The organism is Actinocorallia sp. B10E7, assembly GCF_039871655.1.
In the GTDB taxonomy this organism is placed as follows: Bacteria; Actinomycetota; Actinomycetes; order Streptosporangiales; family Streptosporangiaceae; genus Actinocorallia.
In genome coordinates this window covers 260,566-284,639 of the sequence record NZ_JBDPLZ010000001.1, presented here as the reverse complement: position 1 = coordinate 284,639, position 24,074 = coordinate 260,566, and the positions used below count along the sequence as shown (strand labels likewise).

Annotated in this window: 22 protein-coding genes; 9 read left to right on the top strand and 13 right to left on the bottom strand. The window is 70.9% G+C overall.

From position 1 onward, the window contains the following. Nucleotides 1-583 precede the first annotated feature (583 nt). Complete coding sequence (locus ABGB12_RS01315) at nucleotides 584-1,027, top strand: HIT family protein (RefSeq protein WP_347673801.1); 444 nt, start codon at nucleotides 584-586, stop codon at nucleotides 1,025-1,027. Between the two features lie 37 nt (nucleotides 1,028-1,064). On the opposite strand, the gene ABGB12_RS01310 is transcribed toward ABGB12_RS01315, so the two are convergent. From ABGB12_RS01310 to ABGB12_RS01275, 8 genes are all read right to left on the bottom strand, one after another. Beyond that, complete coding sequence (locus ABGB12_RS01310; RefSeq protein WP_347673799.1) at nucleotides 1,065-1,730, bottom strand: DUF305 domain-containing protein; 666 nt, start codon at nucleotides 1,728-1,730, stop codon at nucleotides 1,065-1,067. After that, complete coding sequence (locus tag ABGB12_RS01305) at nucleotides 1,727-3,208, bottom strand: hypothetical protein (RefSeq protein ID WP_347673797.1); 1,482 nt, start codon at nucleotides 3,206-3,208, stop codon at nucleotides 1,727-1,729. The genes ABGB12_RS01310 and ABGB12_RS01305 overlap by 4 nt, the downstream gene beginning before the upstream one ends. A gap of 104 nt (nucleotides 3,209-3,312) precedes the next feature. Beyond that, nucleotides 3,313-3,864, bottom strand: coding sequence for an ATP/GTP-binding protein (locus tag ABGB12_RS01300; protein ID WP_347675003.1), 552 nt, complete (start codon nucleotides 3,862-3,864; stop codon nucleotides 3,313-3,315). 7 nt (nucleotides 3,865-3,871) lie between these two features. Further along, nucleotides 3,872-4,342, bottom strand: coding sequence for a DUF742 domain-containing protein (locus tag ABGB12_RS01295; RefSeq protein WP_347673795.1), 471 nt, complete (start codon nucleotides 4,340-4,342; stop codon nucleotides 3,872-3,874). After that, nucleotides 4,339-4,761: a roadblock/LC7 domain-containing protein gene (locus ABGB12_RS01290; protein WP_347673793.1), complete on the bottom strand. Its 423-nt coding sequence runs from the start codon at nucleotides 4,759-4,761 to the stop codon at nucleotides 4,339-4,341. The genes ABGB12_RS01295 and ABGB12_RS01290 overlap by 4 nt, the downstream gene beginning before the upstream one ends. 4 nt (nucleotides 4,762-4,765) lie before the next feature. Beyond that, a complete protein-coding gene (locus ABGB12_RS01285; RefSeq protein WP_347673791.1) occupies nucleotides 4,766-7,039 on the bottom strand; it encodes a nitrate- and nitrite sensing domain-containing protein in 2,274 nt (757 codons plus the stop codon). A gap of 283 nt (nucleotides 7,040-7,322) precedes the next feature. Continuing rightward, nucleotides 7,323-7,493 carry a hypothetical protein gene (locus ABGB12_RS01280; RefSeq protein WP_347673789.1) on the bottom strand — a complete coding sequence of 57 codons (171 nt, stop codon included), beginning with the start codon at nucleotides 7,491-7,493 and terminating at the stop codon, nucleotides 7,323-7,325. Continuing rightward, the gene (locus ABGB12_RS01275) at nucleotides 7,490-9,139 is read right to left on the bottom strand and encodes a glycosyltransferase family 2 protein (RefSeq protein ID WP_347673787.1); all 1,650 of its coding nucleotides are present in this window, start codon (nucleotides 9,137-9,139) and stop codon (nucleotides 7,490-7,492) included. The genes ABGB12_RS01280 and ABGB12_RS01275 overlap by 4 nt, the downstream gene beginning before the upstream one ends. A gap of 146 nt (nucleotides 9,140-9,285) precedes the next feature. On the opposite strand from ABGB12_RS01275, the gene ABGB12_RS01270 reads away from it, so the two are divergent. Together ABGB12_RS01270 and ABGB12_RS01265 are read left to right on the top strand one after the other, a co-directional pair. Then, nucleotides 9,286-10,209: a glycoside hydrolase family 16 protein gene (locus tag ABGB12_RS01270; protein WP_347673785.1), complete on the top strand. Its 924-nt coding sequence runs from the start codon at nucleotides 9,286-9,288 to the stop codon at nucleotides 10,207-10,209. A 356-nt stretch (nucleotides 10,210-10,565) separates the two neighbouring features. After that, nucleotides 10,566-11,594 (top strand): saccharopine dehydrogenase NADP-binding domain-containing protein, encoded by a 1,029-nt coding sequence (locus tag ABGB12_RS01265; protein WP_347673783.1) that lies wholly within the window; start codon nucleotides 10,566-10,568, stop codon nucleotides 11,592-11,594. 17 nt (nucleotides 11,595-11,611) lie between these two features. Here ABGB12_RS01265 and ABGB12_RS01260 read toward each other — a convergent pair whose 3' ends face one another. The 4 genes from ABGB12_RS01260 to ABGB12_RS01245 form a co-directional block, all read right to left on the bottom strand. Continuing rightward, a complete protein-coding gene (locus ABGB12_RS01260) occupies nucleotides 11,612-13,078 on the bottom strand; it encodes a hypothetical protein (protein ID WP_347673781.1) in 1,467 nt (488 codons plus the stop codon). Between the two features lie 140 nt (nucleotides 13,079-13,218). After that, nucleotides 13,219-14,202 (bottom strand): RNA ligase family protein, encoded by a 984-nt coding sequence (locus ABGB12_RS01255; RefSeq protein WP_347673780.1) that lies wholly within the window; start codon nucleotides 14,200-14,202, stop codon nucleotides 13,219-13,221. A gap of 160 nt (nucleotides 14,203-14,362) precedes the next feature. After that, nucleotides 14,363-15,478, bottom strand: coding sequence for an acyl-CoA desaturase (locus tag ABGB12_RS01250; RefSeq protein WP_347673778.1), 1,116 nt, complete (start codon nucleotides 15,476-15,478; stop codon nucleotides 14,363-14,365). A 15-nt stretch (nucleotides 15,479-15,493) separates the two neighbouring features. Beyond that, nucleotides 15,494-16,597 carry a ferredoxin reductase gene (locus ABGB12_RS01245; protein ID WP_347673776.1) on the bottom strand — a complete coding sequence of 368 codons (1,104 nt, stop codon included), beginning with the start codon at nucleotides 16,595-16,597 and terminating at the stop codon, nucleotides 15,494-15,496. Between the two features lie 638 nt (nucleotides 16,598-17,235). On the opposite strand from ABGB12_RS01245, the gene ABGB12_RS01240 reads away from it, so the two are divergent. Beyond that, nucleotides 17,236-18,345 carry a serine hydrolase domain-containing protein gene (locus ABGB12_RS01240; RefSeq protein WP_347673774.1) on the top strand — a complete coding sequence of 370 codons (1,110 nt, stop codon included), beginning with the start codon at nucleotides 17,236-17,238 and terminating at the stop codon, nucleotides 18,343-18,345. Between the two features lie 100 nt (nucleotides 18,346-18,445). On the opposite strand, the gene ABGB12_RS01235 is transcribed toward ABGB12_RS01240, so the two are convergent. Continuing rightward, nucleotides 18,446-19,513 (bottom strand): hypothetical protein, encoded by a 1,068-nt coding sequence (locus ABGB12_RS01235; RefSeq protein ID WP_347673773.1) that lies wholly within the window; start codon nucleotides 19,511-19,513, stop codon nucleotides 18,446-18,448. 100 nt (nucleotides 19,514-19,613) lie between these two features. Here ABGB12_RS01235 and ABGB12_RS01230 point away from each other — a divergent pair, with 100 nt between their 5' ends. The 5 genes from ABGB12_RS01230 to ABGB12_RS01210 all read left to right on the top strand — a co-directional run bounded on the left by ABGB12_RS01230 (nucleotide 19,614) and on the right by ABGB12_RS01210 (nucleotide 24,072). Then, on the top strand, nucleotides 19,614-20,459 hold the full coding sequence (locus ABGB12_RS01230) for an LLM class F420-dependent oxidoreductase (RefSeq protein WP_347673772.1): 846 nt from the start codon (nucleotides 19,614-19,616) through the stop codon (nucleotides 20,457-20,459). A gap of 163 nt (nucleotides 20,460-20,622) precedes the next feature. Then, nucleotides 20,623-21,024 (top strand): OmpA family protein, encoded by a 402-nt coding sequence (locus ABGB12_RS01225; protein ID WP_347673770.1) that lies wholly within the window; start codon nucleotides 20,623-20,625, stop codon nucleotides 21,022-21,024. A 101-nt stretch (nucleotides 21,025-21,125) separates the two neighbouring features. Beyond that, nucleotides 21,126-21,365 carry an EF-hand domain-containing protein gene (locus ABGB12_RS01220; protein ID WP_347673769.1) on the top strand — a complete coding sequence of 80 codons (240 nt, stop codon included), beginning with the start codon at nucleotides 21,126-21,128 and terminating at the stop codon, nucleotides 21,363-21,365. A gap of 220 nt (nucleotides 21,366-21,585) precedes the next feature. Then, a complete protein-coding gene (locus tag ABGB12_RS01215) occupies nucleotides 21,586-22,677 on the top strand; it encodes an ABC transporter ATP-binding protein (protein ID WP_347673767.1) in 1,092 nt (363 codons plus the stop codon). A gap of 21 nt (nucleotides 22,678-22,698) precedes the next feature. Then, nucleotides 22,699-24,072 (top strand): ABC transporter substrate-binding protein, encoded by a 1,374-nt coding sequence (locus ABGB12_RS01210; RefSeq protein ID WP_347673766.1) that lies wholly within the window; start codon nucleotides 22,699-22,701, stop codon nucleotides 24,070-24,072. The last annotated feature ends 2 nt before the right edge of the window (nucleotides 24,073-24,074 follow it).

The window sequence follows — 24,074 nt, the reverse complement described above, 5'->3', positions numbered from 1 at the left end:
TGCCGGCTCCGCCTGGCGGCGAGGCCGGTGGGACCCCGTTTCCGCCCATGTCGGGTGGGCGGAGATGGGGGGTAGGGGGTCGCGGTCCGGGCAGGACCGGCTGATGTCGGGTCAGCCGCTCCGCTCCGGGTGCCGCGGGTTTCTCACAGCGCTCGTCGGGTGAAGTGAATTCTAAAAATGAAGGTATCAGCGCTCGTGGGGCGGTCAATACCCACGTGTTTGTTTGGTATGGCCGGATTGTGACGCGCACAACATTGCGCATGGATCTTGGGGAAGCGCCGCCGATCCTCCCGTGGGAGTTCATGATCGTCACAGAATCAGCGGTGTCCGGGGACCGTACGTCAAAAGTGGCCACCCGTGCTGCCCTCGACGGGCGGCGGGGGATGCTCGGCCACTGGCCGCACCGTCCATGAAATTCATTTCATGATCGGTGGAGATGGGCGGTCCCGGTCCGGCCCGCGGCAGGAGCGCTCCGCCGCTTCGGCGGGTACGGGAAGGACCGGTGCGCCGCCGCGGGCGGGCCGGTCGTAAGGTCGCGGGAGACCGAGACGAACCCCGCCCTGACCTTCCCGGAGGACGCACCGTGACCGAAGCCGAGGCAGCAGCGCCCAGCCTGTTCAGCCTGATCATCGCCGGAAGGATTCCCGCCCGGTTCGTCTGGCAGGACCCGGACGTCGTGGCGTTCCTGGACATCCGCCCCTTCTCTCCCGGCCACACCCTGGTCGTGCCGCGCCTGGAGATCGACCAGTGGCTCGACGCGCCCGCGGACCTGCTGGGCAAGGTGACGGCGGTGGCCCAGACGATCGGCCTGGCCCAGCGCGAGGCGTTCCAGGCCCCGCGCGCGGCCCTGATGGTGGCGGGCTTCGACGTCCCTCACCTGCACATCCACGTCTTCCCCGCGGAGACGATGGAGACGATCCTGTCGCTGTCCTCGGCCCGGCCGGCCTCCGACGCCGACCTCGACTCCGCCGCCGACCGGCTGCGCGAAGCCCTGCGCTCCCTCGGCCACGGCCGGTACGTCCCCTGACGGTCCGGGCCCGTGCCCGTCGCCGCGTCGCGGCCTCTCAGACGGGCCCGGTCGCGGGCAGGGGAAGGGGACGGTGGCCGAGGGCGTCGAGGAGGCCGGTCATCAGAGCGGTCTCCTTGCGCTGTTCGGTGGCCATGAGGACGGCGAGGTCGCGGACCTGGGGGACCGTCGCACGGCGGGCGGCGGCGGTGGCCATGGCCACGCCCCCCTGATGGTGGCGGATCATGAGCTGGAGGAACCAGACCTCCAGGTCCTCGCCTTCGGCCTCGCCCAGGCGGTCCAGTTCGTCGAGGGACGCCATTCCCGGCATCACGTGGTCCGCGTCGGCCGAGGTGCTCGCGTGGTCGTGGGAGCCGGGCGCCATCCAGGCCATGGGCGGCCCGGAGGAGACCTGGGGGGCGTCCCAGAGGGCGAGCCAGCCCTGCAGGAGGCCGATCTCCTTGAGCTGGCCGAGCTCGATCGTGCCGGCCACCTGCGACACGGACGGGCCGACCCGGCCCCGGACGGTCTGGGCCATCGTCACGGCCTGCTGGTGGTGCACGACCATGTCCTGGCTGAAGCCGATGTCGACGGCTCCGGCGGGGGAGACCCGCGCGGCGCCCGGCGAGGAGCCGAGGCCGGAGAGCAGCAGCGTGGCCACCGCTCCGATCACCATGAATCCGACGGCCGAGAACACCCGGCCGGCACGGGACCGCCCGCTCACCGCAGGGGGAAGGTGTGGCCGGTGAAGCGCAGCAGCAGCGCGCCGTTGTCGTCGCAGGACACCCACAGCCTGCCGCGGTCGAAGCGCGGCGGCGACATGCACCAGTCGGCGGTCATGTCGGGCTCGCCGGTGTGCAGGGACAGCCCGTCCGGGCCGCCGTTGAGGATGTCGGAGAAGTAGGCGCCGAAGGGAAGGAAAGCGTGCGCGGAGTTGGCCAGTTCGTGGCGCCTGCCGACCTGGGCGGGCGGGTTGAAGTAGGCGATCTCGCGGGGGCGCTTCAGGTCGCGGACGTCGAACACGCGGATCCCGGACTGCGCCCAGCCGCAGGCCAGCGCGGTGGGGTCGACGGGCCGGTCGAGGGTGCAGTAGTGCGAGTCGTAGCCGAAGATGCCGTTCCGGGCGTTGTCGGCGGCCCGCAGCTTCAGGTGCTCGGGGCGGTTGACCTCCAGCCTGAGCTTGCGGATGGTCCGGGGCCTGCGCTCGTTGGAGAGGTCGAGGATCCGCACTCCGCCCGAGCCGAGTTCGTCGGCCACCGCCAGGTACGGCTTGCCCCGGTCGGTGAACGGGATGGCGTGCTGGGTGACGAGGCCGTCGTTCCAGGTCGTCTCGGAGATCTGGCGCAACCGCGGGTGCTGCGTGCGGCGCTGGATGTCGCTGGAGTCGAAGGCGACGATGCCGGCCGGGATGTTGGCCGCGTAGAGCCGTTTCCCGTCGGCGCTCACCCCGATGCCGTGGTTGACCAGGCTCGTCGTCCCGTTGTAGATGACCCGCGGGGACCTCGGGTTCGTCATGTCGAGGGCGGCGATGGTGCCCCCGACGGTCCCGGTCGTCCAGTAGGTGCGGCCGTCGGGTGACCAGCCCGCCTCATGGCCGGGGAACGCGCCGGGCATGGTCAGCTTCGTGCCCTTGATCCCGTTGAGCAGCCGGGGATGGGCGCAGTCGGTCTTGACGTCGTACACGGAGACGAAGAACCCGCCGCTCAGGGCGCCGACGGACACCGCCGCCAGCAGCCCCCGGCCTTCGTGGACCTTGAGGGTCTCCCAGGTCCCGCCGAGTGTCGCGGGGCTGACGAGGGAGGTACTCAGCCTGGGCCGGCGCGGGTCGGAGAAGTCGACGACGTTGACGCCGGGCCGCTTGGCGGTCACCGCGCCGGGCAGGATCGTCCCCAGGTACTGGCAGTGCCCGTAGGATGCGCCGACCGTCGCCTGCCCCTGGCCCTGGTACCGGCCGACCAGTTCCAGGTTGCAGGAGTAGCCACGCTTGCTGCGCCCGCTCCTGCGGTCCTTGAGGGGGACCTGCCCCTGCAGTCCGGTCTCCGGTGACGAGCCCGGACCGCACTCGGCCCGTGGCACCTTCGCGTCGACCGCCGGGGCCGCCGCGGCCTGCCCGGCGGCCCCGGCCGCCAGTACCAGGGTGAGGGCGGCCATGGCCGCTCCTCCGACGAAGGACGGCGTCTTCCCACGGGCCAGAGGTTTCATGACCGCTCCTCAAGAGAATGTTTCTCGCGAGTAACGTAAAGCGCCGTCCGCCCCTCGACAAGACTCAAATACATCATGATTCTCGTGAGAAGAGAGTGTTGATCTCATCGGGGTAAGCGGGTGCTGGCCGTGATGGCGCTGTCGAGGAGGGCGATGACGACCTCCTTGACGGAGTCGCGCCGGCGGGCGTCGCAGGGGACGAGAGGGACGCGGTCGGGGAGGCCCAGGGCCTCGCGGACCTCCTCCACGTCGTGCTCCTTGGCGTCGGGGAACCGGTTGATGCCGACGGCGAAGGGGATCCCCATGTCCTCGAAGAAGTCGAGGGAGGCGTAGCACTGGTCGATGCGGCGGGTGTCGACCAGGACGACGGCGCCGATCGCGCCCTCGATGAGGTCGTCCCACAGGAAGGCGAAGCGCTCCTGGCCGGGGGTGCCGAAGAGGTAGAGGACCAGGGAGCGGTCCAGGGTGATCCGGCCGAAGTCGAAGGCGACGGTCGTGGTCGTCTTGCGTTCGACGCCGGTCGTGTCGTCGATGCCGGCCGAGGCGTCGGTCATCGCGGCCTCGGTGGTGAGCGGTTCGATCTCGGAGATCGCGCCGACGAACGTGGTCTTGCCGACCCCGAACCCGCCGGAGACGATGATCTTCGCCGAGACCATGGACGGGTCAGAGGGCACGGACACCTTCACGGATCCTCTCGAGCAGTTCCCTGGACCGCGTGTCGTGCAGGTCCAGATGGTCGTGGACGGCCACCAGCCGTTCGGACACCAGGTCGGCGATGAGCACCCGGACCACCCCGACGGGGACGGTGAGCCGCCCGGCGACCTCGGCGACCGAGACCGGCCGCTGGCACAGCCGCACGATCTGGCGGCGCTCGAAGGTGAGCGGGGCCGACAGCGCGGCGGGGGCCGCGCTGACCAGCGTCTCGACGCGCAGCCGCTCGTCCACCGGACGGGTCCGCCCGCCGGTGACGATGAACGGGCGGACGATCGATCCCGGGTCCTCCGGGCCCTCCTCGTCCGGCGGCACCGGCACGGTCGGGGCTCCGGCCGGCACCGGCCGGCGGGGCTCCTCCCGGATCTCGATCATCCTGGGGTCGGGCAGGCGCGGCCAGCTCTCGTCCCGCCGGCCGTTCACCGCAGTGCCTCGGTCTTCAACCGGGCGACGATCTGCGGGGTGAGCAGCCCGCCGAACCTTTCGCACAACAGGGCTATCTCGTGCCCGACCAGGCCGAGGTCGCACTGGGAGCCGGCGACGACGCCCAGGCAGCTGCCGTCGGAGATCGACGACACCAGCAGGAAGCCGCGCCGCATCTCGATCATGACGAGTTTCAGCCCCTCGAACCCGTACTGCCGGGACGCGCTGTGCGCCAGGCTCGTCATGCCGGAGACGATCGCGGCGAGCCGTTCGGCGCCCTTGCGGTCCAGTCCTTCGGAGCGGGCCATGAGCAGCCCGTCGGAGGAGACCGCGACGGCGTCGGCGACCCCGTCGGTGCCGCGCACGAAGTTGCCGAGCAGCCAGTTGAACGACTGCACCTCGGATACCGCCTGCGTCATGCGCCTAGCTCTCCCTTCCGGGCTCGGTGTCGCGTTGTTCCGCCCGCTGGAAGCCGGACCGGAAGTTGTTCAACATCGTCTGGACCTCGTCAGGCGTCCGATCGGCCGGCGGAGGCGCGGGCTCCCTCGGCGGCTCGGGCGCCGTCCGGCGGCCGCGGTGCACGCCGGGGGTGCGGGGCGGTCGTTTGGCCAGCCCTCCCGCGGTCCGTCCCGCGGAGGCGGGTGGCGGACTCGACGGTTCCGGCCTCGGTACCGGCCGGGTCGCGCCGCCGGACGGAGCGCGTTCCGCCGCGACGCCCGCTCCGACGAGCTCCGGTTCCGGTTTGGCCCGCTCGGGCAGGTCGAGCATCGAGCCGGGCAGCACGATCCGGGCGGTGACGCCGTTGAGCGGCGAGTCGTGCAACCACACCCTGACGTCGAGCCGGGCCGCGAGCCTGCCGACCACGTAGTGGCCGAGGTCGCGGGTCGGCTGCATCAGGAAGCTCTGCTGCCCGCGCAGCCGTGCGTTGGCCTCGGCGAGCGCCTCGGCGGACATCCCGATCCCCTGGTCGACGATCGCGATGTGGTACTCCGAGCCGGTCGACCGGGCCGATACCTCCACCTCCTGGTCGGGCGGGGAGAACGACAGGGCGTTCTCCACCAGTTCCGCGAGCAGGTGGGAGATCTCCGCGGCGACCGCGCCGCGCACCATCCCCTCGTCGACGCGGCGCAGCACGACCCGCCGGTAGTCCTCGACCTCGGCGAACGCCGACCGCAGGATGTCCCCGACGGAGATGGAGCCGCTCCAGCGGCGGGGGCTGTGCTCGCCGACGAGGACCAGCAGTGACTCGGCGTTGCGGCGCATGCGGGTGGCGAGGTGGTCCAGCTCGAACAGGTTGGCCAGCTGGTTGGGGTCGGTCTCCTCCTTCTCCAGGGAGGAGATGAAGCCGAGCTGGCGGCGCACGAGGTTCTGGTTGCGGCGGCCCAGGTTGGCCAGCGACTCGGCGGTGTTGCGGCGCATGACGGCCTGCTCGACGGCGAGCCGGACCGCGGTCTCCTGCAGGTGGTCCAGGGCCGTGGCGACCTCGGCGAACTCGTCGTCCCGCTGTGCGAGGGTGGATCTGGAATGTTCCAGCACGACGCCTCCGGGGTCGTCGGCCGCCTGGATCCGGGCGACGGCCCGGGGGAGCCGCTGCTCGGCGGCGTCGTGCGCCTCGCCGGTCAGCATCCGCAGCGGCCGGATGATCGAACGGAAGGTCATCAGGCCGAGCCCGAACGCCATCAGCAGCATCACGGCCGCGCCGCCGCCGTACAGGAGCAGGGTGTCGCGCGCCCGGGTCTTGACCTCGGCGGCCCGCGCCCGGACGTCCTCGGCGACCTCCAGCTGCACCCCGTACAGGCCGTCGATGAATCCGGTCGCGGCGTTCCACCAGTTCTCGGGCACGACGTTCAGCCGCCTGGCCGCGGGGGCGGCGAGCGCCCGCTGCTCCAGCGCCAGCATGGTCGTGGCCTGCGGGGTGCGCTGCGCGGTGGAGAACGCCTGCGTCCAGGCGGGGGTGGCGAGCCGGGAGAACTCCTCGAAGCCGGCGAGCCGGGCGGCCCGGATCTCCGAGACCAGCGCGTACTCGCCCTTGCTGAAGAAGCCCGTGGAGAACACGCCGTTGAGCGCGGCGCGCTCCTGGCCGGTCGCCTCCTTGCCCGCGCTGAGGGCGCGCAGCGCGGCGAGCCCGGTGCGCAGCAGGGGGTCGTCCTGTCCGACGCCGCCCGCGAACATCGCCTCGCCGAGCACGGCGATCGAGGAGGTGTAGAAGGTGAACACCCCGGACTTGGTGGCCTGTCCGGCGTCGACGGCGCTGCGGGTGATGGTGAGCTGCTCCAGCCGGGACAGGGAGGAGCGGATCCGTGCGGAGTCCGGGGAGTCGGTCGCGGCGAGCAGCCGGTCCAGCGCGGTCCGGGCGGCGTTGGACTCCTTGCGGATCTGGTCGAGCGGGCCCCGATACCGGCTCTCGCCGCCGACCAGGCCGACGCTCAGTCCGCGTTCGCGCTGCAGCGAGTGGACGAGCTCCTGCGCGGCCAGGACGAGTTCGACGTTTTGGGCCGTGGCGTCGGCGTCCCGGGAGACCCCGAGCTGGCCGAGGACCCCGAACGCGGCCACCAGCACCAGCAGGACCGTCGGTACCGCCAGGATCAGGGCGATCCGGGCGCGGATGGTGCGCAGTCCCCAGCGGCGTCGCGTTCGCCGCGGCGGGACGGGGATGGCGGAAGAAGACGCGGTGACCGCGCGCCGGCGCCCGCTCACGGCCGTTCCCAGTGCTTGGGGTTCATGACGCCGGAAGCTAGGGGCGCGGTGTTTCGGGGTCGTTGCCGGGCAGTGTGCGAGTGGTTCGGGTCGTGTCACTCACGGGACCCGCCCGAGTGAGACCGCGCGCACGGGCACGGGTGGGGACGGGCGGCTCCAGAGGGCTCAGGCGGCGTCGAAGAGCGACGGCCCGCTCCTGGGGTCAGGAACGGGCCGAACGGCGGCACTTCACCCGAAACTGCCCGGTCGTGCGGGGAGCGCCGCAGGCCTGCGGCCGACGGGGTCAGGCGCCGCGCTTGGGCAGGATCCGCTTGACCGCGAGGCAGGCCGACACCAGGGTGAAGGTCGCCAGGCCGATCCAGACGGCCTGGAGCCCCAGCCACGGCGCGGACGCCAGGGTGCCCCCCGCACCGGCCGCGAGGCTGCCCATCGGTGCGCTGTTGTACACGCTCACCACTTCCTTTCTGTTCTCATGGCGGCTTCCCAGAACGCTTTCGCCTGGGCGAACTGAAGAAAGACATCGAAGATCATCTCGATCCAGATGGTGGCGGCGATCACCATCTGGACGGGGCCGCGCCGCCGGACGGAGACGACGCGCTCCACCATGAAGATCACGGTCACCCCGATCCAGAGCGGATGGAGGTGGATCTGCCCGGTCACCGCCGAGTAGGCGAGGGTGAGCAGGTAGGCGGCGATCACGAGGATGCCGAGCAGCGACAGCGCCTGGCGGCCCCAGTAGGGCCGGGTGATGGGCGTCCAGCCGTAGTCCACGAGGTTCTCCAGCGCGCCGCGCTTCCAGCGCAGCCGCTGCCGGAACAGGTCGCCCCAGGTGAACATCACCTCGGTGGTGAGCGTGCACTCCGGCGGGCACAGGATGCGGAACCCCAGGTGCAGGATCGCCAGGGTGAGCTCGTTGTCCTCGGTCAGCACGCGGACGTCGTAGACGGTCGGCTTGCCGGGCAGCCTGTCCTTGGCCCTGGCCTCGACGACCTCGTTGAGGACACCGGCGCGGAACAGGGTCGCGGTGCCGGTGAGCACGAGGGCCTGCCCGTCCAGGCGGCGGACGTCGCGGGCGTAGCGGGCGTACTCGTTGCGCTGGAACATGCCGACCAGCCCGCCGCCGGGCTTGCCGGTGAAGGTCCCGCCGACCGCGGCGTAGTCGCCCGAGGCCAGGTATTCCACTCCGTGGTGGATGAATCCCGGGTCCAGGGAGGAGTCCGCGTCCATCACCATGATCACGTCGTGGTCGTCGCAGACGTCCAGCAGCCGGTCGAGGACCTGGTTCAGCGCGCCGGCCTTCTTGTGCGGGTTGTCGCGGGTCTCGACGATGTCGGCCCCGCACAGCTGCGCGAGGGCGGCGGTCTTGTCGCTGCAGTTGTCGGCGATCACCACGATGTGGTCGGGCTGCCGCAGTTGCGCCCGCAGGGAGGCGATCGTCTCGGTGATCTGCTTGACCTCGTTGTGCGCCGGGATCAGCACCGTCACGCGCAGGGCCGCCGGATCCATCGTCGGCAGGTCGCGCTTGCCGTCGTTACCGGCGGGCCGTTTCCTCTTCCTCGCGGGCGGTGCGGCGGGAGCCGGCGCGACGGGAACCGCCCCGGTGCGTCCGGGGGGAAGGGGCCGGCCGCGCTGCGGGGAACGTCGCGGCAGGATCGGGGCGCCGGGGTGTTGCGGGACGTGCCGCGGCGGAGCGGGCGCGGCCGGGCCGGACTGCCCGGGGATCGGCCCGGGCCATGGCGGAGCCGGGTGCCGCGGAGCCGGGGCGCGCTGCGGGGCGGAGGGACGCGGCGGTGGCTGGACGGGCCGCGGAGCCGGGGTGCGCGGAGGTCCGGGGGCGTGATGCCGGGGAGGAGGGGGAGCGGTCTGGTGGAACCGCCGGGGAACGTCGTGTCCCGGACCGCTCTGCGGGGGAGGAACGGCACCGGGAGGTTCCGGGGGGCGGTGGGCGCGGGCCGGCGTGGACCGGACCGGGACGAAGCCTTCGGGCCGGGTCACCAGGGGGTCGTCGTCGAACCGTTGGTCCAGCCGGGGGACCCAGGTGGCGATGGGCTGCGGCCGGGGCACCGGGGGCATGCCGGAGGGGGGCTCCTGCTCGCCCATCGTGCACCACACTCCATACCGACCACTCTCGGAGCAAATGCCCCAAACGATATGTAGCGTACATTCCCTACCAAAGGCATGTTTTCGGGAAGAGCGTTTCGTCACCATCAGGAAAGATCTTGAAAAGCCATCTGCGGACACTGGGAATGATCATTTTGGTGGCGGTGTGCGGGATGGTCGCCGTGGTGGTGAACCTGGGGCCACCTGCGTGGATGCGAGAGCTGCTGGAGCAGGGGCCCGGCAAGGCCGCGCCGACCGAGGAGTCCGCCGAGGGTTCCCGGACCGTTCAGAAGGGTGTTGCCCCTGAAGGGACGCGACTCGTCTGGAAAGACGACTTCTCGGGGCCTTCGGGTTCGGCTCCCGATGCCGGCCGCTGGAAGATCGAGACCGGTACCCCGGGAACCGGAGAAGTCGAATACAACACCCGGAAAAATGTGATCTTGAATGGCAAGGGCCAGTTGGTGATCACGGCCCGCCGGCAACATTTCCGCGGCGCCGAATACACCTCAGCCCGGATCACCAGCGAGGGCCGTTTCGAGACCACCTACGGCCGTATCGCCGCCCGGATCAAGACCCCCAACGGCCAGGGTCTGTGGCCGGCGTTCTGGCTGCTCGGCACGAACTTCCGCGACCGCCCCTGGCCTGACTGCGGCGAGATCGACATCATGGAGCGCCGGGGCGACCGCCCCGACCACTACCAGGCCACGGTCCAGGGGCCCGGCTACTCCGGTGTCGGCATCACCGAGCACTACTCGCTGGGACCGGGAGGCGACTTCAGCGACGGCTTCCACGTCTTCAGTCTCGACTGGACGCCGGACAAGCTCATATTCATGATCGACGGCTATGTGGTGACCACCGTCGAGCGCGCGACCCTGCCCGGCGAATGGGTCTTCGGCAACCCGTTCTTCATCGTGCTGAACCTCGCCGTGGGCGGCCCCTACCCGGGCGACCCCGACGCGAGCACTCCTTTTCCAGCGAAGATGGTCGTCGATTACGTCCGCGCCTACAGCTTCCCGGAGACGAAGATCACGAAGCTCTCCCCCGAGGGGGCGCCGGCCCTCCGGCGGTGAACGCGGCGGCCGCTCACCGGTGGAGGGGAACCCGGGGACCGGCTGATGTCGGGTCAGCCGGTCACCGGGGGTCTGCGGGTCCGGTGACCCCTCCTGTGGTGAAGTGAATTCCAGAAATGAACGTAGGCAGCCCGCACCGGCCGGTCAAGGTCCGGGTGTTGCCGGTTTTGGCCGGATCGTGACGCCTGCTCCATCGTGAACGAGTCCGGTGGAACGTGCCCGTTCAGCACCCATCGGGACGTGATCGTTCCGGGTGCCGCCGGATCGGCGGGTTCGCTGATGTCAATGATCGTGAAATTTGTTTCATTCATGGGCGGGGTTTTGACGAGAACGCGATTCTAGTTTTTCATTAGAGCATGACTCTAGTGAAATCTCCGGACGGGCGGATCCTCGTCGTCGGCGGCTACGGCGCGGTCGGCGCCGTCGTGACCGGCGCCCTCGGCGAGTGGTTTCCCGGACGGGTCGTCCCGGGCGGCCGGAACGAGACCAGAGCACGGCGCCACGGCGGCGTCCGCGTCGACCTGGCGAAACCGGGGGACTTCAGCCGGACGCTCGGAGAACTCGGCGACGTGGCCGCCGTGGTGCTGTGCGCCGAGCCCCCGGACGACGGCGTGGCCCGGGCATGCCTGGAGAACGGCGTCCACCTGGTCGACGTCGGCGCCACGCCACGGCTCCTGAACGCGGTGTCCGGCCTGCACGAGACGGCCTCCGCCGCCGGAGCCACGGCCGTGCTCAGCGTCGGCGTCGCCCCGGGCCTGACGAACCTGCTCGCCCGCCGCGCCCACGAGGAGGTGGGAGGCGCGGAACGGCTCGACCTGACGGTGCTGCTCGGCTCGGGCGAACGGCACGGGCTGGACGCGGTGCGCTGGACCGTCGAAGGGCTGGCCGAACCCGTCACGGCCCGCCCACGCCGCACCGTGCTCCCCGGCCACGGCACCCGGACCGCCCATCCGTTCCCGTTCTCCGACCAGCACACCCTGCCGAGCACCCTCGGCGTCCCGCAGGTGACGACCCGTCTGTGCCTGGACTCCGCGCCCCTGACGGCCGCCCTCTTCGCCCTGCGCCGCGCCGCCCGCAAGCCGGGCGTGCGCCGCCTGCTGACCGGAACCTTCCGCCGCGTCCACCTGGGCGGAGACGGTTTCGCGATCCGGGCCGACGCCCGCAACGGCGACCGCCGGGCGTCCCACGTCCTCACCGGCCGAGGCCAGAGCCGTGTCACCGGCCTGGTCGCCGCCCACGTCACCCGGGAGTTGATGACCGGCACCCTCCCCGTCGGCGTCCACCACATCGAGCAGCTGCCGTCCCTGTCCGGTCTCCCCGAGACGCTGCTCGACGCTCGGGCCGTCATCCTCCATCGGCCGACGGCGCAGGGGGATCTCCGGTGAGGAGCGGAGGCGTGGCCTTACTCCGCCTTCGGGCGGGCGGTTCGCGTCTGCCGGGTCCTACGAGCCGGGGCCGCGGTGTCGGCCTGCGGGGCCTCCGGCGCCGCGGCGTCATCGGACGGCTTCTTCGTGCTCGTACGCGTCGTGCGGGTGGTGGAAGTCCGCGACGTCGTGGTGCTCCGCCGACCGCGCCGGGGCGGGAACGGCCAGAGCGCCTCGGCTCCGTCGAGAGAGGGCTCCTCGCTCTGGGAAGCGGCGGACTGCCGCTTCTGCGCGGCGGCCGCCATGGAGTCGGCGACCACGGTGGCCGCCTGCGCGGCCTTCGCCACGGCTTCCGCCGCGGAGGGCGCCGACCGCTCCGCCTCGGCCGTCACGGGCTCCGCCGCGGGACGCTTCGCGCGCCTCACCACCCGCTCCGTCTCCGGAGGAGCCGCCTGCGGAGGAACCACCACGGGGGCCGCCTCCTGGGCGGGAGCCGCCACGGGATCCGTCGTCCGCGGAACGGTCTGCGGAGCCGCAGCCTCGGGGGCCGCGGCCTCCGTCTGCGAGAGCGCCGCCACAGGGGCCACCGTCTGCGGAGGCACCGCCACGGGGGCCGTCTCCTGGGGGACTACCGTCACGGAAACGGGGGTGAGGGCGGGAGCAGGGGGCGCCCACGGGGCGGGAGGCTGCAGGTCGAGCAGCGACTCGGTGTTGTAGAGCACCGCCAGGCGGCCGACGAGGATCTCCTCCGGGGCCTGCGGACGGCTGGAGTCGGTGCCCAGCCCGGTCAGCTCCGCCGCCCGGTCCATCGCCTTGTCCAGCTTCCGCAGCGCTTTGGCGTAGGCCTTGCGGTCACCGCTGTCACGGGCGATCCGCGCCTTCTTGGCGGCCAGGGCCAGCCGCATCAGCCGGTGCTGCGAGCCGGCCTCCGAGGCGGTGCGGTCGGTCGGGTCGGCCAGCCCGAGCCTGGTCAGGATCCGCTCGGGCGTGAGCGTCCAGTTCAGCCCGCCCCTGCCGGTGCGGCGCCGCCGCTCCAGCTTCATCTCCCGCTCCCACGCCCAGGCCGCCGCGAGCGGCACCGACAGGCGGAACAGGGTCTCCCCGAGCCCGTGGGCGTGGGTGGCGGCCAGGACCGACGACAGGATCGTGAACGTCCACATCGCGATCCCGTCGATCCCGGCGCTGTACTTCTCCTGCATCGACGCCTTGGCCCGCAGCGCCGACCCCAGCACCATGATCTCCAGGAACGCGAAGAACACGATCCGCAGGACGGGCGGAACCTCCACGGAGTCGCGGAAGAACACGTACATCCCCTGCGCGGACAGACCGGTGGCGATCGCCGCGCCCAGCAGCGTCACCACCCGCTGCCCCTCGACCCGGCCGCGGCGCGCGGCGCGCAGGCCCCGGACCACCAGGCCGGTGACCAGGAGCACCGCCGCCAGCGCGCAGACCGCGACGACGGCGGCCTCGACCGGGTGGCGTTCGAACGCGTCCAGCAGCTGCATGATCAAGTTCCCCCTCCCAGAGCACCGTAGCCACGCGTGGGGAAGGGAGCCGTCAGCAACCGGCTTGGCAAGCTTAAAACCAAGGCCAGGCCTTGGAGTATCACGAGCGGGAAGGCGGGGCCCGGGCGGCCGGACCCTCCCTACCGGCGGCGGCCCTGCTCCGGGATCCCCGGCCCCGACCGGGCCGCGGCCCTGACCCTCTCGGCGATCAGGTCGAGGTCCGCGGGCCGCAGAGCCGCCATTCCGGCGGGAAGCGCGGCCTCGAGGTCGGTGAGGACGTCGAGCACGAGTTCGTCGAGCACCGGCTCACCGAGGGCGGGGTCGTCGCCGGTCTTGGAGCGGGCGCTGGCCAGACGGACCCCGCCGACCATCCGGGCGGCGAGCTCGCAGAGCTCCGCGAGCGGAACCGGACGGCGCGGGTCGAACGGGAGGGCCTGGTCGAACATCTCCTCGCGCATCTGGGGGATCTTCCGCTTCCAGGCGCGCAGGGTGCCGAGCGTGGCGGGACGGTCCGGCCACAGGACGAGGCCCTCCGCGATGTTCCCCTCGATCACCGGGAGCCCGTCCCGTCCCGGCGTGGACGGGGGGCGGCCGACCGGCAGCTCGGCCACCTTCCGGTGGGCTTCACGGCGGGCGACGACCGGTACGGAACTGATCCCCGGACAGTCCTCGACCAAGTGGCTCATCTCGGACGGGGCCAGCAGTTCTCCGTCGCCCTCGCCGGGCGGGGCGAGCAGGATCGCGAAAGCCGCCACCCGAAGGTCGGGGCCGTACCAGACGCCCGTCTGCACCGGGCTGACGGAGGCGAGCGCCGGCACGTCGGGATGCGGATAGCCGCCGCCGTGGAGTTCCGCGTAAACGACCAGGTCGCGGCCGTCGGAGCGGGGAAGCCGCGACGCGATCTCGCGCAGGGACTCGGTCAGCCGCTGCCGCAGCGTCTGCCAGCCGAAGAACGGCTCGTCGTCCGCGAGCCACGCCTTGCGCTTGCCGAAACGGATGGAGCCGTCGGCGCCCAGCCCCAGAACGAGCTGGGCTCCGTGCACCTTCTCGAAAGCCGACCACTCTCCGGCGGGAGCGTCCGGCGGCGCCACTTCGGGAAGCTTGGGAAACTGCCGGAACCTCACGCGCTCTCGCCTTTCTGAAAGACCTCCGAGGCCTCGCCGCAGGCGGATGCCGGACACGGGCCACGCGCCGACCATGTTGTCGGCCGACGCGGGCGCCGTCACCTGATTTTCCGGCCCGCCGAGCGGTTCGGTGGAAGCCCTCCGTCCCCGGCGGCCTCGCTCACCCGACGGCTTGGAGTTTCCCGGCCGGTGGCGCGGTCTCCTCCCGCCGAGGGAGTGCGGGTCCCGGGAACGCCAGCCGCGTGATGCGTTTCCAGACCGAAGCCGTCTGCCGTGCCAGCGAACCGGAGTTGTAGGGCAGCCCGAACCGTTCGCACAGCGCACGGACCCGGGGTGCGATCTCCGCGTACCGGTTGCTCGGCAGGTCGGGGAAGAGGTGGTGTTCGATCTGGTGGCTCAGATTGCCGCTCATGAGGTGCAGGAGAGGGCCGCCGTCGATGTTGCACGAGCCGAGCAGCTGGCGGACGTACCAGTCACCGCGTGTCTCGCCCTCGATCTGCTCCTCGGTGAAGAACGCGGCGCCCTCGGGGAAGTGCCCGCAGAAGATGATGGTGTGACCCCACACGTTGCGGGCCAGGTTCGCGGTGAGGTTGCCGAGCAGGGTCGGCAGGAAGCACGGGCCCGCCAGCAGAGGGAACGCCACGTAGTCCTTGACGACCTGACGCCGTATCTTGCCGGCGATGGCGCGCAGCTGGCGCAGCGCCTCCTTCGGGTCCTTCCCGCCCTTCGGCAGGCGTTCGAGCTCCACGTCGTAGACGGCGATGCCGTATTCGAAGAACAGCGCGAGCAGCGCGTTGTAGAACGGCTGGGCGAGGTAGACCGGGTGCCAGCGCTGCTCCGGGCTGACGCGCATGGCCGAATACCCGATGTCGCGGTCCTTGCCGAGCACGTTCGTCCAGGTGTGGTGGACGAAGTTGTGGGAGTGCTTCCACTGCTCGGAGGGCGAGGTGTTGTCCCACTCCCACGTCGTCGAATGGATCTTCGGGTCGCGCATCCAGTCCCACTGGCCGTGCATGACGTTGTGCCCGATCTCCATGTTCTCCAGGATCTTCGCGGTGGCCAGCGCCGCGGTCCCCGCGGCCCAGGCGGGCGGCAGCCAGGAGGCGAAGAGCAGCGCGCGGCCGGCCAGCTCCAGCCGGCGCTGCAGCGCGATGACGCCGCGGATGTACCTCCCGTCCTCCTCGCCCAGGCTTGCGAGCACCTCATCCCGGATCTTGTCCATTTCACGGCCGAACGCCTCGACATCGGCGCGGGCCACGGAGACGGTGGTGGACATGGTCGCGTTCTCCTCTCAGAGTTCTATCTCCACGGGGCCCGCGGCCGCCGACACGCAGGCCTGGACGAGGTCGCCCGCTTCACCGTGGACCAGGCCGGTGCGCAGGTCGCGTACCCGCCCCGACGAGAGCCGCACCAGGCAGCCGCGGCAGATGCCCATGCGGCAGCCGCTCGGCATGAGCACCCCCGCGTTCTCCCCGACCTCCAGCAGCGGCGTGCCGCCGTCGGCGTCCGCCTTCCGGCCGCTCCTGGTGAAACGGACGGACCCGCCCTCGCCGCCGGACGACGGGGCCGCGGGACGGAAGTGTTCGACACGCAGCCGGTCGGCGGGCCCGGTCCAGTGCGCCGTGACCTCCTCGAGCATCGCGGTCGGCCCGCACGCCCACAGGTCACGTTCCGAGAAGTCGGGGCACAGGTCGGGCAGATCCGCAGGCTTGAGACGTCCCTCGGTCCGTGTGTGCCGTTCGTGCAGCCGCAGGTTCGGGAACCGTGCCGCCAGGCTCCGGAGCTCTTCCCCGAAGATGACGTCCTCGGGCGTGGGAGCCGAGTGCACCAGCACCACGTCCGGCGCGTCCGCGGCTCCTTCGGCCAGAAGCCCGCGCAGCATCGCCATCACCGGAGTGATCCCGCTGCCGGCGGTCAGGAACATCAGGCGCGGTGGCAGGGGGTCGGGGAGCACGAACTCCCCGTCGGGCCGTGACAGGTGAAGGATCGTCCCGGGTTCCGTCCGCCTCGTGAGATGGCGGGAGACCAGCCCGTCCGGGACCTCTTTGACGGTGATGGTGAAGCGGTGGCCGGGAAGTCCCGGCGGGGAGGACAACGAGTAAGCGCGCCAGTGCCGCACCCCTTCGACATCGATCCCGACCCGGATCCACTGCCCGGGCCTGTGCGGGACCCAGCCGCGACCGGGGCGGATCACCAGGGTCGCCGCGTCCGAGGTCTCCCGGCGCACGTCCTCGACCCGGCCGCGGAGTTCTCCGGCGGACCAGAGCGCGTTCAACGACCCCAGGTAGTCATCGGGAGCCAGCGGCGTGGTCAGCCACCGCGCGGCACTCGCGAGCCGCGACCGCACACCCCGCCGCGACACGGCGTCCAGCACGGTCATGTACGGAGCCGCCATGGCACCCCCTCCTGGAAACATCGCTCCGTTCACCCATTGTAATCAAACTACTACCTGGGGTGATACGCGTCGATGGCCGTATCGGGTGCCGCCCGGTCTCCGTATGCGGCTCGTCAGGGTCGTTCTCGGGCCGAGTCCGGATGGGCGCGGCCGGTGATCAGGGGGAGGTCGAAGTAAGTCTTGATTCCCGGTTCGGTGGCGCACACGTACGGGATCGAGTTGACGCAGCGCGCCGAGGCGACCACGACTCCGGGATTGCGCGCCGTCCTTCTTCGAGGGTCCTGACGTGCCGGCCGTGGATGGTGGTGAGCGCGGGCGGGTCGTCTTGGACCTCGACCTCGAACCGCTGGCCTCCGGGCCCGAGTGCCCGGGCGGGGTCCAGGTTCTCCTCGCCCATGAGCCAGGTGGCCCCGACCCGGTCGGCGACCCTGTCGCCGACCACGGTGTCCCAGCCGCCTGTCGCCCACTGGATCATGCTGCCGACGGGACTCGGAGCCGTCCTCTGTTTTTCGGCGCCATTCTTCAAACCCGGCGCGTGAGTGATCGATCTCTCAAAACCAAAAATACACTGCTGTCTTTATGGTGGTTACACTGCGCAATGATCATGTGAGTTCCTCCCACCCCTTTTCAGGAGCGTCATGAGAACCAGATGGTTCAGCGTCATCGCCGCGGCGTGCGGGCTCGGCCTGCTCGCCGGCCCGGCCCCGGCGACCGCCTCCGTCCCCTCCGCCGCCACGATCCTGCAGGCGGGCACCGCCCAGGGCGTCACCAATGGCTATCCCGGAGTGATCGGCCTGGTGCGCGACGACGGCCAGGCCCAGTACGCCCATGCGGGTGTCGGCAACCGCGACAACAACACCCCCGCCGACCCCCAGGCGAAGTTCCGCATCGGCAGCAACAGCAAGGTCTTCACGGCGGCCACCATTCTGCTGCTCGAGGCCGACGGCGTGCTCTCCCTGGACGACACCGTGGCCAAGTGGCTGCCCAACGCGGTGACGACCAACGGGTACGACGGTTCGAAAATCACCATCCGGCAGCTGCTCAACCACACGTCGAACATCCCGAACTACACGATGAACTACGATGGCTATCTTCCGGTCGGCGGCTGGGCGCCCCAGAACCTGGTCAACGGCGGCCTCAAGAAGCGCCCGCCGAACGCCGAGCCGGGCACCAAGTGGGAGTACTCCAACACGAACTACATCCTGGCGGGCATGATCATCCAGGCGGCCACCGGCAACACCCCGGCCGTCGAGATGAAGAACCGGATCTTCGACCCCCTCGGGCTGAGCAACACCAGCCTCCCCACCGGCGTCAACATGACGGGGAACCACCTGCGCGGCTACTTCTACGTAGGCCCGGTCATCACGAACTTCACCGCGATGAACGTCGAGGCCATCTGGACGGCCGGCGCGGTGATCTCGACCCTGGACGACATGGCGACCTTCACACGCGCCCTCGTCGGCGGCACACTTCTTCCGCCGGAGCAGCAGGCCGAACTGAAGACGACCGTGCCCGCGAGCTCGTCCACCGCGACCTACGGGCTGGGCCTCTTCAAAGTGCAGCTGTCCTGCGGGAAGGTGGCCTGGTACCACGACGGCATGGTGCCCGGTTACGTGAGCTTCCAGGCCACCAGCGACGACGGCGCCCAGCAGGTGATGAGCGCCGCCAACGAGGCTCACCTCGCGTCCGGGACGAACGGCCAGAAGAACCTGCAGGCCGCGGTGCTCAACGCCTTCTGCGCGGTCTGATCCCACCGGAGGCGAACCCCCGGCCCGTCGAGGGCCGTCGGGCCGGAGGTTCCCGTCCGCAGGAGCCGAGGGCGATCCGGCCGACCCGTCCGACGGCGCTTCAGCGGGGCCGTTCGCGGGCCAGGTCCGGATGGGCGCGGCCGGTGATGAGGGGGAGGTCGAGGTAGGTCTTGATCCCCGGCTCGGCGGCGCACACGTACGGGATCGAGTTGACGCAGTGCGCCGAGGCGACCACGACGCCGGGGTTGCGCGCCAGGCCCTCCGCGATGGTCCTGGCGTGCCAGCCGTGGATGGTGACGAACGCGGGCGGGTCGCCCTGGACCTCCACCTCGAACCGCTGGCCGCCCGGGCCGAGCGTCCAGGCCGGGTCCAGGTTCTCCTCGCCCATGAGCCAGGTGGCCCCGACCCGGACGACGACCCTGTCGTCGACCACGGCATCCCAGTGGAACCGCTCGCCGGCCACCTGGCCCGGCTGGATCGTCCCGAAGGGGCAGTCGATCGGCGCGGTCGCCACGGCCAGGTCGAGGGTGGGCCGGATCTCGGCGTCGGCGAAACCGAGCGCGTCCAGGCACATCCGTACCGACTGGGTGTATCCGTGGCCGATCCGCTCCAGCAGCGGGCTTTCGCGCACGTACTCGGGGGAGTGCCCGAAGCCCATGACGTCGCGCAGGACCTCAGGGGTGTTGTAGTCGCGGAGGTCGCTGAACTCCTCGCCGCGCACGAACGTCACCGCCGACGACAGGGCGGCGAACATCAGCGGGTGCAGGTCGGTGGCGCCGCCGGGGTCGACGCCCGTCCCGTGGAGTGTGGAGCCGCCCTCCAGGCAGGCGTCCCGCACCCGCGCGGCGTCCTCGGGCGTCGGGTAGAACCAGCTCAGCGGCGTGACGACGTTCTTGCCCGAGCGCAGCAGGGCGGCGATCTCCCTGGTGCGGGAGAACATCGGCGCGTAGATCACGGCGTCGGCCTTCAGCGCCAGGATCTCCTCGACGCTGTTGGTCGCGATCACCCCGATCGGTCCGGTCCCGATGATCTCGCCGACGTCCCGGCCGTGCTTGTCCTCGGAGTGCACCCAGCAGCCGACCAGTTCGAGCTCCGGGTGCTTGAGGATCATCTCGACGGCGGCCTTGCCGACACCGCCTGTCGCCCACTGGATGACGCGCAGGGTCAACGGACACTCCTCAGCAGCAGGGGCGAATCGTGCTCACATACTTTATTGCGGCATATTCCTTACTTCTAGAGTTTTCTAGAACGTGTTCTAGTATCGGGGTATGCGCCATGGCATCGTCCTGTTCACCAGCGACCGGGGCATCACGCCCGCCGCCGCGGCGAAGGCCGCCGAGGAGAACGGGTTCTCCACGTTCTACGTGCCCGAGCACACCCACATCCCGGTCAGGCGCGAGGCGGCCCACCCCGGAACGGGCGACGCTACGCTCCCCGACGACCGCTACACGCGTACCCTCGACCCCTGGGTGTCGCTGGCCACGGCCGCCGAGGCCACCTCGAGGATCAGGCTCGCGACGGCCGTGGCACTGCCCGTCGAGTCCGACCCGATCACCCTCGCCAAGACCATCGCCACGCTCGACCACCTGTCCGGCGGCCGCGTCACGGTCGGCGCCGGGTTCGGCTGGAACACCGACGAACTCGCCGACCACGGTGTTCCGGCGGGCAGGCGCCGCACGGCGCTGCGCGAGTACGTCGAAGCGATGCGGGCCCTGTGGACCGAGGAGCAGGCGTCATACTCGGGGGAGTTCGTCTCCTTCGGCCCGTCCTGGGCCTGGCCGAAACCGGTCCAGCGGCACATCCCGCTGATGATCGGCGCCGGCGGCGGCCCGAAGACGTTCGCCTGGATCTCCGCCCACGCCGACGGCTGGATGACCACCCCGATCGAGCGGGACATCGTCGCCAAGGCCTCCGCCCTGCACGCGGCGTGGGCGGAAGCGGGCCGCCCCGGCCGTCCGGAGATCTCCGTCCTCGCCGCCGCCCGCCCGTCACCCGAGGACCTGGCGGCCTGGGAGGAGGCCGGCGTCACCGAGGTCATCTGGGGCCTCCCCGACAAGCCCGCCGACGACGTCGCCGCCTTCCTCGCCCGCCACGCCCGCCGCCTGGGCCTGTAGCGCCCCCGATCGCCGCGGCTCTGATCCTCCCGTCCCAGGGACGAGGCCTTCCGCGATTTCCTGCTGCGCATCAAGATCTCTCGATATGGCTTTGTGGGAACCGCTCCCTGGGAGGAGCCAGCCGGAAAGATGCCAGAACAAGCCGTCCAAGGACGGCGAATGGGTGCCCGGAGTGCGGCGGCCCCAGGTCTGGAGACCGGCCCTCTGGCGTGCGGCCGTCAACGAGAAGAACGAGTGCATACCCGAGGTGAACGTTCCCGAGGTGACGGTTCCCGAGGCGACCATCCCGGAAGTGGTCGTGCCGGAAGCCGTCCTCAAGGACGCTCCGCCGAACACGTCCATCCGGGTGGAAGGCCACACCGACGCGGAGGGCGAGGACGCCTTCAACCAGGACCTGTCCGACCGCCGCGCCAAGGCCATCGTCGAATGGCTGGCCACACGGGGCGGGATCCCCCGCGACCGTTTGAAGGCGACCGGCTACGGCGAGACCAGACCGGCAGCCGACAACAAGACGTCCGAGGGCCGGGCCAGGAACAGGCGCGTCGTCATCTCGGTCGACACCTGAGGGGTTCCTCCCGGAGCGTCCGCGCTCGGGCGCGGCCGCCCCTCCGCCGCTTCCGGGAGTGGCTACGATCAGGGCCACGGTTGCTCTGGTGGAAGGGAATCATGTCCGATCAGTACGGCGAGGTGTTCGCTCGATACGACACCGATGGTGATGGGCGGCTCACCGTGGACGAGGTGACCGCGGCGATCGCGGGAATGTTCCCGGCCGCCGAGGTGAACGACCTGTCGGGGCTCGTCAAGGCGCTGTTCGCCGAGTACGACGTCGATCACGACGGGTTGTTGTCGGTGACGGAGTTCGTGCCGCTGGCCGAGAACCTTCCCGAACTCGGCTCCGAGGACTGAACACCCTGGCCGTGCGGACGGGACGGTCCACCCGTCAGGCCCTCTCGGGCCGCGGGATCCGCACGGCCCGGCCTATCGGCCGATTATGATCGGCTATCGCCCCGAAGCGGCGGGGGAGTGCGTTCTCCCAGTTCATCCGGGTCGGCCTGGGGGTGAGGCCGGCCCCGCCGGATGACCGCCGTTCATCGGGCGGACATGAAGCGCTGTTCTGCTCTGCGCCATGAGTGGAATTCGCATGGAAGGGCTGACCCGCCGGTTCGGGTCGGTCGCCGCCGTGGACGACGTCTGGCTGGACGTCGCCGACGGTGAGTTCCTGGTGCTGCTGGGGCCGAGCGGGTGCGGCAAGTCCACGCTGCTGCGGATGATCGCGGGCCTGCTCGAGCCGTCCGGCGGACGGGTGCTCCTCGACGGCGCCGACATCACCCACGTTCCGCCGCAGCGGCGGGATCTGGCGATGGTGTTCCAGAGCTACGCGCTCTACCCGCATCTGTCGGTGGCCCGCAACATCGGCTTCCCGCTGCGCGCGAGGGGTCTGTCCAAGGCCGAGATCCGCGCCAGGGTGGGCGAGGTCGCGACGATGCTGGGCCTGACGGACCTGCTGGACCGCAGGCCCAGGGAGCTGTCCGGCGGGCAGCGGCAGCGGGTGGCGCTCGGCCGGGCGCTGGTGCGCGACCCCGGCGCGTTCCTGATGGACGAGCCGCTGTCGAACCTCGACGCCGCGCTGCGCACCACGACCCGAGCCGAGATCGTCGAGCTGCACCGCAGGCTGGCGGCCACCGTGGTCTACGTCACCCACGACCAGGTCGAGGCGATGACCATGGCCACCCGGATCGTGTTGCTGAACGAGGGCCGGGTGGAGCAGGTCGGCGCGCCCGCCGAGGTCTACGACGAGCCGGCCTCGGTGTTCGTCGCCGGGTTCCTCGGCTCTCCCGCGATGAACCTCATCGACGCCGTCGTGCGCGCCGACGGCGCCGTCCACGGCTGCGACCTGGAGCTGCCCCTCGGCTTGGACGCCGGGGTCCCCGAGCGTCCGGTGACGCTGGGAGTACGCCCCGAGCACCTCGTGACCACGCCGCTGGAGCGGGCCGGGCTGCGAGGCGTGGTCACCGCGGTGGAGAACCTGGGCGGCGAGGAGGTCGCCCACTGCCTGGTGGGGGCCGCCCGGGTCGGTCTGCGAGGCCCTCGTCCGCTCGGGCTCCGCCCCGGCGACCGCGTGGGACTGACGGCGGCGCCCGAGCACCTTCATCTCTTCGATCCCGACAGCGGGCGCAGATTGGCCTGGCAGCCCGCGGCCGCGTCCACGAACGCCTGACACCGGCAAGAGGAGCAATCCATGAGAAGGATCCTGTCCAATGCGGCCGCGCTTTCGGCGCTCGCCGTCACGGCGGCCTGCGGGCTGGGCGCCGACCCCGACGCGGCGGACGCGCCGGTGAACCGCGTCCCCGAACTCGCGTCCGGCCAGAAAGTCTCGATCGTGCTGGAAAGCTATAACTTCGGGCAGGCGGGGCCCTGGACGGACACGTTCAACGAGCTGGTCGGGGCGTTCCAGAAGGCGCACCCGAACATCAAGGTCACCGCGCAGAAGCCTCAGGGCAACAGCGCCAACCCGGCCACCGACACCATCCCCAGCCTGCAGAACCAGCTCGCCACCGGGAACCCGCCCGATGTGGTGCAGCTCGGTTTCAGCGACCTGGACTTCACGGTGAACCGGCTCAAGGCCGTGCCCCTGGACGACATGGTCGGCAGGGAGGAGGTCGACGCGAACTTCGACGGAGCCGAGCACCCGTACGCGCCCGCCGTGCGGACGCTCGGGGACTGGAACGGCAAGACCTACGGGGTTCCGTTCGTGCTCTCGACCCCCGTCCTGTACTTCAACACCGACCTCTTCCGCAAGGCCGGGCTCGACCCGGAAAAGCCGCCGAAGACCTGGGACGAGGTCAAGGCCGCCGCCCAGGCGATCAAGAGCAAGGGCGGCGAGGACGGCGTCTACGTGGACTGCCTCACCAAGGCCGCCAAGGACTGGTGCTTCCAGGCGCTCGCGCTGTCCAACGGCGGCCGGGTGATCTCCGAGGACCGCACCAGGCTGACGTTCGCCGAGCCGCCCGTCGCGGACACCGTGCGGGCCATGCAGGACCTGGTGAAGTCGGGTCTGATGCCCAACCGCACCCAGATGCAGGCGGTCGAGGCCTTCTCCCGCGGCGACCTCGGCATGATCCTGGAGACGAGCGCGGTGCAGGGCACGTTCCTGAAGGGCGCGGCCGGCGAGTGGGAGCTGGGCGCGGCGGCGATGCCGGGCTTCGGGGACGAGCCCGCGCAGCCCACCAACTCGGGCGCGGCGCTGTACGTCTTCGCGAAGGACCCGGCCAAGCGGCGCGCCGCCTGGGAGCTGATCAAGTTCCTGACCGGTGAGGAGGCCTACACCACCATCTCCACCAAGATCGGCTACCTGCCGCTGCGCACCGGCCTGGTCGACGATCCCGACGGGCTCAAGCCATGGGCCGAGAAGAACCCGCTCATCAGGCCGAACCTGGAGCAGCTCGCCAGGATGCGGCCGTGGACGTCCATGCCGGGCGACCACTACCTCCAGGTGCGGGACGAGATGATGTCCGCCGTGGAGAACGCGGTCTTCCAGGGCGCGGACGTGGACTCCACGCTGAAAGCCGCGCAGGACAGGCTGACCGGACTGCTGCCGGCCGGTCGCCCATGATG